Raw genomic sequence first — 12,101 nt, 5'->3', positions numbered from 1 at the left:
TGGGAACGTTAAAAAAACTGATGTGGCGTTCTCCCTCCCGGTTTTATTAGGGTTTTTCCGGTGAAAGAATGATGAGTATCAGATGAACGGTAGTGAACTTTCCGGCAATGACTGTTGAGTGTCACTGGATGTACAACGGATAACGGTCATTTGCAAAAACATTTACACCCTGAAAACTGCGTCTACGCTTCTATCCTGCCACCTGTGGACCGTGCCCCGGTGGATCGAAGTTTCCCATGACATAGAAGGATGAGGGTGTATGGAAGTTTTTATGGGTTCGATCATGACGTTTGGCTTTCCATTTGCGCCTGCTGGCTGGATGCAATGCAATGGACAAACATTGAACATCAGTCAGTACAACGCCTTGTACGCACTATTGGGCGTCATTTATGGAGGTAATCCCTCGCAGCAGAACTTCATGCTGCCCAATCTTCAGGGCCGGGTGCCGATAAATCAGGGGACCGGGGTCAACCTCACCAACCGGGTGATCGGCTCTGTATCGGGTGTTGAGAAGGTCACTGTGGCCATCGCCAACATGCCTGCACACGTGCACCAGATGAGCACGCTGACCGCAAACACCACTATCACATTGGCCAACCCGGCAGTGAGCGGGGCGACCATCGCGCCCACCACAGACAATGCGTTCATAGGCGCTTCCACTAGCGGACCGACCTCCGCCAATATCTTTTCGCCCAATGCAGGCACCGCACCTGTCGTGCAGAAGGGCGTCAGTACCGCCATCACCGGAACCATGCAGCCCGTCGGAGGCAGCCTGCCTATCGACAGCATGAACCCGTTCCTGGTGGTGAACTTCAGTATCGCCCTGCAGGGTCTTTTCCCTACCAGGGACTGATCTGACACGAGTCCAGGGACGGGCTCTTCCCACTCATTTCACTGGAGATGCGTCATGTTGCAAGACGTTACCGTTGAACACTTCCAGAGCCTGCTGGGTAATACCTGCCAGTTGCAAATGAGCGACGGCAGCCAGTTGCCTGTGAATGTCGCCTCAGTGGCCGAAAAACCACTGGCACGAGCCGCCCGGCAACAGCGTATGCCGTTCAACGTGTCACTTGAGTCACTTGAGCCCAGCGAGTTTGTCGATGGGGCCTGTGCTATCGAACTGCCGGAGCTGGGCCTGCTACAGAATGTGTTCGTCTCTCGTGTTCCCGCCATGGGCCGCGACGACAACCTGGCCTACTACTGCATAAGCTTCAACTGATCAAAAGGCAGCGGTCTGGCCTGGATACCAGATCAGTCTCGCCGCTGCCACATCCTGCTCTTCAACCTGAAACCCCAGCGCCAGATATTGCTGGCGAGCATGCGGGTTGTTGGCCCAGACCACTGTTGCCACCGGACAGCGGATCTGTTCGGCGGCTTGCTGCACACCCTGCAAAACCTTGCGCCCGTAGCCCTTGCCGCGCGCTGCCGGAATGAACGCCAGATACAGCACGCGTATCTCGTTGTGGCCGAAATCGGTGACCAGCGCGCCGATGGGCGTGCCGAGCTTTTCAACCACGTAGCGCATGGCGTTGGGGAAGTTTTCTCCCTGTCCCAGATCCTGCACACGAAACTGCTGGGCGATAACGTCTTCAACCTGATCGCGTTCGCCGTCGATCAATTGCAGATCGGGACGCGCCGAGTGGTAGAGCATCTGCAGAAAGGCGCTGTCGGTTTCTCTCGATGGCCGCACCACCAGCCCATCGATATTGGTGAAAGGTTTTTTTGTCATGTCTGCTGTCCTCTGTCCATGTGTCAGCTTCAGAACCCGCTTTCTCTTACTCCCAGGGCGGCAAGCCTGCGCCAGGTTGCGCCCAACAGGGATTCACTGCGGCCATCCAGCACCGCTACGCCACGCAACGGCTGGGACGGTGCAGCGCTGTTGTCGACCAGTTTCAGGCGTACACCATACTGGCCCTGTACCGGTTCGGCGCGCTGATTTTCGTCACGCCGCACGGCAATCGGTCCGTGGTGATCGGAACTCAACGCCTCTTGATCCAGCCACGCCACGCCGTTGGCATCGACTTCCTGAAGCTCCACGAGCAGCGACTCACGCATCGGATCATCGGCAATAAAGCGTCCGCGATCACCAGGTGCGATACGCCACAGCGCGTTCTCGGCCACGTAACCGCGAATTCGCGTGCCTTCCTCGACAATCCTCAACAGCGGGTCTCTGGTTGAAACCCAGCGACCTTCGCTCAACTGGGGCAGCAGGTCGCGCACCTGCCCGGCCTTGGGAGCGCGTAACAGCAGACGTTCGCGTCGTGCAGCCAGGCCGCGATACTCGGCAACGGCTTCGGCCAGACGCTGTTCGAGAATCCCGGCATCGGCGGCGGTCTCGCTGCGGCCCGCCTGACGACGCATCTGCAACTGCAAAATGTTGATCTCACGGCGCACGATACTTTGCCGCGAGTCGATATCCGGGGATTCCAGTTCCATCAGCACGGCGCCTTGTTCGACCTTCTGGCCGTCGTGCACATTGACCTGCCTGACTCTGGCAGCGGCCGGGGCATGTATGGCCGTCACACTTTCGGCTTCCAGCATCACCGGCAACTCGACACTGCTGTGCCACGGCACGATGAGCAACAAGAGCAGTGCCAGCAAGCCTGTCGCACTGAGCAGCACACGGGGTGCGTACGCCTGTTCGCGGTGTGACCACCAGTGGCGACATTCCTTGAAAATCGGCAGGAAAATGAACCAGCCCAGCTCCACCAGCATCAGGAAAATCCCCAGCAACTTGAAAAACAGATGGTAGACCGCCAGCGCGATACCGAAAAACAGTGCTGCACGCCACAACCAGGACAGATACCCCCACCACAGCAGACGACGCTGCATGGCCACTGACCACGGCTCCGGTGCGGGAAGGCCGTAGCCGAACAGCGCCTCGCGCAGTCGCCAGCGACACAGGGCGAAAGCCCGGCCCTGAAGATTGTCGACTTCCCAAAAATCGCTGATCAGAAAGTAACCATCAAAGCGCATGAACGGGTTGAGGTTGACGACCACAGTGGTCAGCCACGTCGCGCTGGCGAGCATGAATGCTGCGGTGCGCGCCGGCCCGTCGGGCAGCAGTGACCAGGCCAGCAAGGCGATACAGGCCAGCAGCATTTCCGCCAGCACGCCGCCTGCGCCGATCAGCAGGCGGGCACGTCGATCATTGACCCGCCAGGCATCGCTGACATCGGTATAGAACAACGGCAACAGGACCATGAACGCCACGCCCATGCTCTGTACCCGGCATCCGGCACGCTTGGCCATGAATGCGTGGCCAAACTCATGGCAGAGTTTGGCGAAAAACAGCGCTATACCGAATGCCAGCGCGCCACCCAGGCTGAACAGGTGGGGAAAGGTCCCGATGAAGCGTTGCCAGTCCCGGGCTACCAGAAAAATTCCCAGCCCCAGCGTGAGCGGCAGCCCGTAGCGCAGCAGCCTTGAACCGTAGCGCGCCAGCCACGGCCAGGCCTTGTTGAGAAATGCATCCGGACGCCAGAGCGGGATGCGAAAAAACAGGTATTGATGCAAGAGCATCTGCCACAGCCCATGACGTGCCGCCGATGCCTTGTAGGCGTAACTGGCACGCTGCTCCGGGTCGCGCGCTGCGATCAGGTCATGGCCGCGTAAAAAACGCAGCAGTTCGTCAATCTCGGTGTTGCCCAACGGCAGGCCCGGCTCGCGATTGGCCGCTTGCAGCACCTGTGAAGCGTCACCCAGCGCCCAATGACGCAACAGGCGAATGGCCTGGCTGCCAAGCTTGAAATAGCGACCGCGCACCGGGTCGGCCAGGGTCCAGCGTGGCGAACCGTCAAGGGCCGGTGCGGCAGGTGTTAGCTGCAAGTCCGCACGCAGGTTGGGCAGGTTCATTACAGGCCTACACTTTGACGCAGGCCGGCAAGAGGACGACGCAGCAGGTACAGCGCCAGCGGAGCACGGTCGCCGAATACCTTGGCTGTGCCACGCAGCCCGATCCTGGGTGGCGGAGAATCGAGAAAGCTCGCATCCAGACGATAGGCCAGTTGCCCGCCCGGCGTGGGCTGGGCCTCATAGGCTGCTCGCTCAAGGCGGGCGGCGTGCCGTTGCAGCGGGTCGCTGTCCAGAAACAATGCGATTTCGGCATCCGGTTGCAGGGCGATGGCGTCGCCAACTGCCAGCTCGATACGCAGTTCGGCCTGGGTCGGGTCGGCAATTTCCAGCAGTCGTTCGCCCGTCTGTACCGGCTTGCCAAGCCAGCGCTGGGCGTCGGCAAATACCGCGATACCGTCGCGTTCGGCGCGTACTTCGCTGCGTTTAAGCAGTTCACGGGCATAATCGCGCTCGGCACGCTTCTGCTCGACGCGGGCAGCCAGCAGGTCGATTCGTGAACTGGATTCGGCATCGGCGAAAGAACGCTGCGAGTTGGCTTTCAGTTCCGCTTCGGCAACGCCCAGTGCTCGTTCGGCTACATCAGCCTGAGCCTTGAGGGTAGTGTTCTCGAAACGCAGCAGCAGGTCCCCGGTCTTGACGACCTGATTGGGCTTGACCAGAAACTCGGCCACCACGCCATCCAGCGGCGCAGCGACCACGCGTCCGCCCAGCGGTACGACTTCGGCGGGTGCCAGTACCGACTGACGTACCGGAATCATCAGGCACAGCAGTGCCAGCATCACCAGCAAAGCCTGACGCTTGCGGTTGAAGCGCAAGCGCCACGGTTTTCCGGGCTGCAAGGCGAGCCAGGCATGGCTGCAGGTATCGCCCAGTTGTGCCAGCAGGATTTGCTCTGCGGGTGTCCACGGCGTGTCGCGGGCCAGCCACAGGCCGCCAAACACCTCACCTTTACGGTCTTGCAGCGGCAGCCAGAAAACATGCGGTGCCGACAGGCTGTTCCAGTCATCGCGTACCGATGCACTGAGTGAATCCATGTGCACGACGCGCGCCGGTTTGACCTGCTCCAGTTTCAGCAACTGGCCGACGGCATGTTCGACAAAGGCCACGAACGGCGCATTGGGTTCGATGACGCTGACACCCGTCACTGAGCGCACCTTGCCGGCGATCACCAGCGCTGCGTGGCGATAGCCGAACAACCCCTGGCTGTCGTTGACCAGGCTGTAGGCCAGTTGATCTATCGCAGGTGCGGCGCGGGTCAATCGTTCAAGGTCGAGAAACTGCGCGAAAACCCGTTCAACCGCGCCGGATGCGGGGGCGTTCACTTGAACTCCGCAAAATGTGCAGTACCGCTCATGCCTCCCAGCAGGCCCTCCGCTTTGGGCAGGCTGGCGATCAGCAGCAATGTCTGGCTGCCTTCATCGATACGCGCACCGAGGCGCTTGACGGTGGCGGTCAGTGGCTGACCGGTCTCGTCGGGCACGAAGCTGAAGGTTTGTCCGGGCTTGAGTCTGCTCATCCAGCGCGAGGGCACCAGCAGGTGAATTTCCAGCGTGCGGTTGTCGACGATTTCGAGCATCGGCGTACCGGCTGCGACACTCTCGTAACGCTTCACCTTGCGCTCGACGACTTGCCCGTCGTAGGGCGCAACCACGCTGCAGCGCTTGATCTGCACCTGATAGACGCCAGACTGCGCCTGGGTTTCGGAAAGCTTTGCTTCGGCACGTGCCACCTCGAAGCGGCCCACTGAGTTGAGCGCGGCCAGTTGCCGGTTGTGCGCCAGTTCCTCGCTGGCACCACGGCTGGCTGCCTGTGCGGCATTGAGCTGAGCCTGATAGGCCGAACAGTCGAAGCGGGCGAGGGTATCGCCTTTGTTGAACGACTCGCCTTCCTGGAAAGGCAGGTCAGTAATACGGCCGGACAACTCGCTGGCGAGGACCGCCTGATTGGTCGCGCGCAATACGCCCCGGGCCTCGCTGGACGAGGCGGGTGTACTGGCTGCTGCGTTGTCCTCGATCAGCCCGGCATCGGTCGGCGTTTGCGCCTGAGCCAGTCCCGCCACACTTAGCATCCCTAAAAGTACAGCTGGCAAACACCGCATGCAGCGAACTCCTTCAAAAAAGACATGATCGGCAGCTCCTGTGCCGATCATGCTGTATTACCCGACGCGGCTTGCCGGTGATCGAAGAAAGACTTCGAGCTCTCCAAGCGGTAGCGGCTTGCTGATCAGGTAACCCTGGATTTGATCGCAATGGTTTTCACGCAGAAACGCCAGTTGCTCGGGTGTTTCCACACCTTCGGCGATAACCTTCAGGTCGAGGCTGTGAGCCAGTTCAATGATGGCTCTGGCAATGGCCGCGTCCTGTGGGTTGCTGGTCACTTCGCGAATGAATGCGATATCGATTTTAAGCTTGTCGATAGGGAATCGGCGCAAGTAAGCCAGACTTGAATAGCCGGTGCCGAAATCGTCGATGGAAATACTCACGCCATTGGCGCGTAGCGCACCCAGGGTAGCGATGGTGTGAGAGGTGTTTTCCATCAACGAGCTTTCCGTCAGTTCGACCTCCAGCCACTGCGGCGCAACCTTGTGTTTCTCAAGTGCCTGACGAATGTCGGCCACCAGACTGCTGCTGGAAATCTGCTGCCCGGAGATGTTGACTGCCACCTGAAACGAGCCCAGCCCGGAACGTTGCCAGCGCGCAATCTGCGCGCAAACGCTGTCGACGACCCAGTTGCCGACTTCACCGATCAACCCCAGGCTTTCCAGCACCGGAACGAATACGGCAGGCGAAATGCCTGCCTGGCCAGGGCGCGGCCAGCGCAGCAAGGCTTCAAGCCCGCATACCTGGTTGTCAGCCAGGTTCAGTTTGGGCTGGTAGACAATCTCGAACGCCTGTTTTTGCACGGCCTCACGTAATGCCGCTTCGAGGTCCAGACGCGCCGAGACGTCAGCGTTCATCTGCGGCGTATAGAACCGGTAGTTGTCCGGGCCGATTTTTCGGGCGCTGTTCATGGCGGTGTAGGCGTGTCTGATCAGCTCGCGTGAGTCTTCCCCGTCCTCCGGGTACAGCGCAATACCGATGCTGGCGGTCATGACCAGGCTCTGGCCTTCTATGTGGAAGGGCGCTCGCAATGCGTTGCGGATGCGCTCGAGCGTTTGCCGGGTATCCGCCTGGCCGGGACGAAGCATCAGAATCAGGGCGAACTGATCGCCGTCCACGCGGCCAAGGGTGTCGCTGGCATTCAGGCAGTTCGACAGTCGGCGGCTGACCTCCAGCAGCACCTCGTCGCCCAGCACATGCCCCCAGGTTTCGTTGATATTCTTGAAACCGTCGATATTGACCGTCAGGGCCGCCAGCTTCCAGCGACTGATGGCCGCCTGGGTCATGCCCATTTGCAGGCTGGTAAAAAACAGGTCCCGGTTGGGCAGGCCGGTGAGTGTGTCGTAGTGGGCCATGGTCAGCAGGCGCTGATCGCTTTCCTTGCGCCGGGTGATGTCGCGGACGATGCCGACGATGACCCAGTCCTCGCCGGTACGGTAGGCCTGGCGATGGATTTCGACCTCGACATCGCGTCCGCTCTTGTCGCGAATCTGGGTTTCCAGTGGTTCGCTGGGACCTTTGCCGGCGATGATCTGGTCGTACACGACCTCAAGCTGCTCCATGGACGTTTCGCCCAGTTCGGCAGGCGTCTTGTGTGAAAGCTCCTCGGCGGTGTAGCCGAGCAATTGGCAGGCGCGGCGGTTGAATTCGATCAGGCTCATGGTGTTGCGGTTGATCAGGAAAATCGCGTCTTCGGAAGCGTCCATCACCGTGCGAAAGCGCTCGAGATCAATGGTGCGCTGCTGCAATTGGTCTTCGAGGATCAGGCTGTGGCTTTTCAGGTAGTCGCCAAACGCCTTGAGGCGCAGCAGGTTACGCACACGCAGCCATAGTTCGGCGCTGTCCACTGGCTTGTTGAGGTATTCCTCGGCCCCTGCTTCCAGCCCTGACAAACGCGCACTCTGCTCGTCGAGTGCCGAGAGCATGATGATCGGTATATTGGCGGTGCCCTTTTCGGCCTTGAGCTGGGTGGCGACTTCATAGCCGTCCATGCCCGGCATCATGATATCGAGCAGGATCAGGTCGGGTGCCTGTTGTTTGACCATGGCCAGCGCCAGCTCGCCTGATTCCGCCGTCAGTGTCCGATAACCCTGGTTCTGCAAGAGCACCTCCAGCAGGTCCCGGACATGGACGTCGTCATCGATAATCAGGATGGTCGCGGCGCTCTGGGTCATATCGAATGCTCAGGTAATGGACTGTTGAGGCAGATTTTTTTCCAGCAGGGTGTCGATGACCCGGTACAGCTCCTTGTAGCGCAACGGCTTGATGACATAAGCGTTGCAGCCCGCCAGGCGGATTTTCTCCTTGTCTTCCTTCATGGCCATCGCGGTCAGTGCGATCACAGGGATCGCGGCTGTGCCGGCGTCTTTCTTCAATAGCGACGTGGCGGTAAGGCCGTCCATTTCCGGCAGATGGATGTCCATCAGGATCAGGTCGGGCTGGCGCTCGCGAGCCAGTTTCAGGCCGCTTTCGGCATCGACTGCCGACAGTACGCTGTGACCGGCGCTGGTCAGTAACAGCTCCGCCAGGCGCATATTCGCCGCATTGTCTTCAATGATCAGGATCTGGGCCATCGTGCCTCCTCGAATTCAGGCGGGCGAATCGGCAGCCAGACCACAAAGCGTGCCCCGAGGTCCTTGACGCTTGCGACCGCAACGCAGCCGCCATGCAGTTCGGTCAACTGCTTGACCATCGCCAGACCCAGCCCGGTGCCCTCGAATTTACGTGCCAGACCACTGTCGATCTGACTGAAGGCTTTGAACAGTTTGTTCATATCGCTTTGGGCGATACCGATTCCTGTGTCGCTGACGCTCAGTTCCAGAAACTGCTCGTAGTCACTGGAAGGTAATGGAAACGTATGTGCTGGCCAGTCACCCTCGATGACGCCTGCCTGAGCAAATGACACTTGGCGCACCGCCAGGGTCACCCAGCCGCCGGGTTCGCTGAATTTCACTGCGTTGGCCAGCAAGTTGTAGACAATCTGCTTGGTCTTGCGCCGATCCAGCTCAAGCAGGCCGAAGTCGGCATCTGTTTCCAGTTTCAACTGAATGCGTTGCAGGGCGGCTTGCTCGCGAACGATCAGCAGGCTGTTGCTCAGCAATTCTTCCAGATCGACCGGTTCAAGCTCCAGCGTCATCATTCCGGCTTCGACCTTGGACAGATCGAGAATGTCGTTAATCAGCGAGAGCAGATGCTGGCCGCTGTTGAAGATATCGCCGATGTACCGCCGCTGGGCATCGGTCATGTCGCCGACCATACCGTCCTTGAGCGCCTCGGAAAAACCGATGACGGCGTTCAGCGGTGTGCGCAACTCGTGGGACATGGTGGCAAGGAACTCGGACTTCATGTGGCTGGCGTGTTCCAGCTCGACGTTTTTTTCTTCCAGCGTGCGTTCGAAGCGCTTGCGCTCGGTCACGTCCCGGGCGGCAGCGAAGACACCCTTGAGCTTGCGGTCCCGGTCATGAAAAGTCGCAGCGTTGTAGGACACCACGGTTTCGGTGCCGTCGTAGGCCCGCACGGTGAGTTCGTAGTCGCTGACCTTATGTTCGCTGAGCACGCGTTTGATCGCGGCATCGGCACTCGCCGGGTCTGTGAAGAAGTTTTTGCAGGGCGCGCCGATCAACTCATCGCGAGTGCGTCCGGTCAGCGCCATCATCTGCTTGTTGACGTCGGAAATGATGCCTTGCGGGTCGGTCATCATCAGCGCGTCGATGTTCGATTCGATCAGCGAGCGGGTGTAGAACTGCTGGTCGCGCAACCGCTGATCCAGCAGGGCCTGGGCTTCCTCTTCCTGCTTGCGCGCGGTGTTGTCGGTGCCGATCAGTAGATAACCAATGATGGTTTCGGCGCTGTCTCGCAGTGAAGTGACCGACACCATGGCCGACAGGCGGCTGCCGTCCTTGCGGATGTAGGTCAATTCGTAGATGTCTTCGATGCCACGCGAAGCCTTGAATACCAGTGCCTCAAAGCCCGGCGTGATGGGCGTGTTCAGTTCATGGCTGAGCGCTGCCGCGCGGATGATCAGCTCGGCGGGGTCGGAGATATCTGCCGGCGTGATTTTGTCGACCACATCTTCAGAGTGGTAACCGAGCATGCGTTCGGCACCCACGTTGAATATCTGGATGACGCCGTGTTCGTCGGTCGCGATGCTGGAGAAGTAGGCGCTGTTGAAAATCGCGTCCTGCAGCGCGCCGGTTTTGAGCAGGATTTTCTGACGGCGAGATTCGACGATTTTTTCAGCACGAGACTGAGGATCGGCAAGCGGGCGGTCTGCTGGCGGGGTTGACATATCACTTCCCGGTACTACCTGACCTTTCTGCCATTACGGCCGTAATTACACTTACGGACATCCACTCAAATGGATGATAAGAGGTTTGTGGACCATACCAGATCAGTATCGGCAGATTAGTTATTAAATGAATCTTTTCGGAATATATTTTCGATAAATGGCGTCAATAGATTAGCGCTTGCCCGATATTCCATATTTTCGCAGCCGATGAGCGATGGCGGTGTGCGAAGTATGCAGGCGCGCGGCCAACTGACGGGTAGATGGGTAGTCTGCGTAGAGTTTTTCCAGCAGATTTCTCTCAAATGCCTCGACGGCATGCTCGAGGCTGTCCACGGGACTGTCGTGCGGATGCGCAACTGCGGTGCCTGCGATATCCAGATCGCCTATATCCACTTGAGTGTGTTCGCAGATGGCGGCAGCACGGAAAATCACGTTCTGCAATTGACGAACATTGCCCGGCCAGCGATTGCCCAGCAGGGCAGGGTAGGTGCTGTGCGCAAGCCTGCACACCGGACGCTGAATCTGCGCGCAGGCCTGTTCCATGAAGTAGCGGGCCAGCAACAGAATGTCCTGCCCACGTTCGCGCAGCGGTGGCACCTCAAGATTGAGAACGTTGAGGCGGTAGAAAAGGTCTTCACGGAAAGTGCCTTCGCTGACCATTTTTTCCAGATCGCGGTGGGTAGCGCTGAGGATACGCACATTGACCCTGACCTCCCGGTCTCCACCGACACGGCGAAAGCTGCCATCGTTGAGAAAACGCAGCAGTTTGGCTTGCAGATAAGGCGACATTTCGCCGATTTCATCGAGAAACACGGTGCCCTGATTGGCCAACTCCATCAGCCCTGGCTTGCCGCCGCGCTGGGCGCCGGTAAAGGCGCCCGGGGCATAACCGAAGAGTTCGCTTTCAGCGAGATTTTCCGGCAGCGCCGCGCAGTTCAGCGCCAGGAATGGTTCGCCGTGGCGGGCACTGCTGGCGTGGCAAGCCCGGGCCACCAGTTCTTTACCGGTGCCGGTCTCACCTTGAATCAGCAACGGTGCATCCAGCGCCGCCACACGTTGCGCACGCGCCTTGAGGGTGCGGATTGCGGCTGACTCGCCGAGCAGCGCATCGAAACCTTCGGCGTGATCGTGATGCAGCGCCGACAGGCGCTCACCGATACGGCTGGGCAGGTACAGGGTAATCAGCGCACCCGCCTCGGTGATCGGGGTGGCATCCAGCAACAGCGCTTCACCGTTGAGGGTGATTTCGCGCAGTGGCAGTCGAAAGCTGTTTTCCAGCAATGCTGCTTGCAAACCGGGGTCGGCGAACAGTTCAGCAATGGGTTCGCCCGCAGGTTCCCGGCCGATCAGTGCGATCAGCGCAGGATTGGCCAGCAGCACATGCCCGGCGCTGTCCAGTGCCAGTACTGGGTCGGTCATGGCGGCGAGCAGCGCGTCCAGTTGCAGATGGCGGCGCTGACCCGGCAGGATGTCGACCACAGTGATTGCTTCTACCCCACGAACCCGAAACAGCGCGTCCTTGAGCTCTTCGAGCATCTGGTGGCTGAGGGTGGGCGCGTCGATGTAGACGTTGGGCGGTACCATCTCCACGGCATCCAGGTTCAGATTGCGCCCACCCAGGATCGCCAGCACTTCCTGGGTGATACCGACGCGGTCGATGAAGCTGACATGGATGCGCATGAGGCGTTGACGGTTCGCGAATGAGAAGGCGGCAAGTATGCCTTGTAGCGGCAGGTTTGGTGAAATCCGGCGGTGGGCATGAGCACGATAGTGTTCTGCCGCACACCTATCGTTCCGCACGCTCCAGCGTGGGAATGCCCTTCTTGACGCTCTGCGTCATGGATTTACGCTACGCCGCT

10 protein-coding genes are annotated in these 12,101 nt (G+C 59.6%); 2 read left to right on the top strand and 8 right to left on the bottom strand.

The features are described from left to right. The first annotated feature begins 259 nt into the window (after positions 1–259). A complete protein-coding gene (locus RYB09_RS24095; protein ID WP_058402073.1) occupies positions 260–853 on the top strand; it encodes a phage tail protein in 594 nt (197 codons plus the stop codon). Positions 854–907: 54 nt separating this feature from the next. Continuing rightward, a complete protein-coding gene (locus tag RYB09_RS24090) occupies positions 908–1,219 on the top strand; it encodes a DUF6916 family protein (RefSeq protein WP_058402074.1) in 312 nt (103 codons plus the stop codon). Here RYB09_RS24090 and RYB09_RS24085 read toward each other — a convergent pair whose 3' ends face one another. The 8 genes from RYB09_RS24085 to RYB09_RS24050 all read right to left on the bottom strand — a co-directional run bounded on the left by RYB09_RS24085 (position 1,220) and on the right by RYB09_RS24050 (position 11,922). Continuing rightward, positions 1,220–1,729: a GNAT family N-acetyltransferase gene (locus RYB09_RS24085; RefSeq protein WP_044318610.1), complete on the bottom strand. Its 510-nt coding sequence runs from the start codon at positions 1,727–1,729 to the stop codon at positions 1,220–1,222. Between the two features lie 29 nt (positions 1,730–1,758). Next, complete coding sequence (locus tag RYB09_RS24080) at positions 1,759–3,855, bottom strand: HlyD family efflux transporter periplasmic adaptor subunit (RefSeq protein WP_058402075.1); 2,097 nt, start codon at positions 3,853–3,855, stop codon at positions 1,759–1,761. Further along, positions 3,855–5,177: an efflux RND transporter periplasmic adaptor subunit gene (locus RYB09_RS24075; RefSeq protein ID WP_316890561.1), complete on the bottom strand. Its 1,323-nt coding sequence runs from the start codon at positions 5,175–5,177 to the stop codon at positions 3,855–3,857. The genes RYB09_RS24080 and RYB09_RS24075 overlap by 1 nt, the downstream gene beginning before the upstream one ends. Next, positions 5,174–5,923, bottom strand: coding sequence for an efflux RND transporter periplasmic adaptor subunit (locus RYB09_RS24070; RefSeq protein WP_080395032.1), 750 nt, complete (start codon positions 5,921–5,923; stop codon positions 5,174–5,176). The genes RYB09_RS24075 and RYB09_RS24070 overlap by 4 nt, the downstream gene beginning before the upstream one ends. 87 nt (positions 5,924–6,010) lie before the next feature. Then, a complete protein-coding gene (locus RYB09_RS24065; protein ID WP_316890559.1) occupies positions 6,011–8,128 on the bottom strand; it encodes a putative bifunctional diguanylate cyclase/phosphodiesterase in 2,118 nt (705 codons plus the stop codon). Between the two features lie 9 nt (positions 8,129–8,137). Beyond that, positions 8,138–8,527 carry a response regulator gene (locus tag RYB09_RS24060; RefSeq protein ID WP_316890557.1) on the bottom strand — a complete coding sequence of 130 codons (390 nt, stop codon included), beginning with the start codon at positions 8,525–8,527 and terminating at the stop codon, positions 8,138–8,140. Further along, the gene (locus RYB09_RS24055) at positions 8,512–10,242 is read right to left on the bottom strand and encodes a PAS domain-containing sensor histidine kinase (protein WP_230017665.1); all 1,731 of its coding nucleotides are present in this window, start codon (positions 10,240–10,242) and stop codon (positions 8,512–8,514) included. Before RYB09_RS24055 ends, RYB09_RS24060 begins: the two co-directional genes overlap by 16 nt. Positions 10,243–10,413: 171 nt before the next feature. Further along, on the bottom strand, positions 10,414–11,922 hold the full coding sequence (locus RYB09_RS24050) for a sigma-54-dependent transcriptional regulator (RefSeq protein WP_058402081.1): 1,509 nt from the start codon (positions 11,920–11,922) through the stop codon (positions 10,414–10,416). Positions 11,923–12,101: the final 179 nt, after the last annotated feature.

This window comes from Pseudomonas syringae group sp. J254-4 (genome assembly GCF_032586855.1).
Classification (GTDB): domain Bacteria; phylum Pseudomonadota; class Gammaproteobacteria; order Pseudomonadales; family Pseudomonadaceae; genus Aquipseudomonas; species Aquipseudomonas amygdali.
This window is presented reverse-complemented; position numbering and strand designations above follow the sequence as displayed.

Coding starts and splice junctions, on each gene's coding strand:
- RYB09_RS24095 (WP_058402073.1), top strand. CDS start 260: ATGGAAGTTTTTATGGGTTCGATCATGACGTTTGGCTTTCCATTTGCG.
- RYB09_RS24085 (WP_044318610.1), bottom strand. CDS start 1,729: ATGACAAAAAAACCTTTCACCAATATCGATGGGCTGGTGGTGCGGCCA.
- RYB09_RS24060 (WP_316890557.1), bottom strand. CDS start 8,527: ATGGCCCAGATCCTGATCATTGAAGACAATGCGGCGAATATGCGCCTG.
- RYB09_RS24090 (WP_058402074.1), top strand. CDS start 908: ATGTTGCAAGACGTTACCGTTGAACACTTCCAGAGCCTGCTGGGTAAT.
- RYB09_RS24055 (WP_230017665.1), bottom strand. CDS start 10,242: ATGTCAACCCCGCCAGCAGACCGCCCGCTTGCCGATCCTCAGTCTCGT.
- RYB09_RS24050 (WP_058402081.1), bottom strand. CDS start 11,922: ATGCGCATCCATGTCAGCTTCATCGACCGCGTCGGTATCACCCAGGAA.
- RYB09_RS24065 (WP_316890559.1), bottom strand. CDS start 8,128: ATGACCCAGAGCGCCGCGACCATCCTGATTATCGATGACGACGTCCAT.
- RYB09_RS24070 (WP_080395032.1), bottom strand. CDS start 5,923: ATGCTAAGTGTGGCGGGACTGGCTCAGGCGCAAACGCCGACCGATGCC.
- RYB09_RS24080 (WP_058402075.1), bottom strand. CDS start 3,855: ATGAACCTGCCCAACCTGCGTGCGGACTTGCAGCTAACACCTGCCGCA.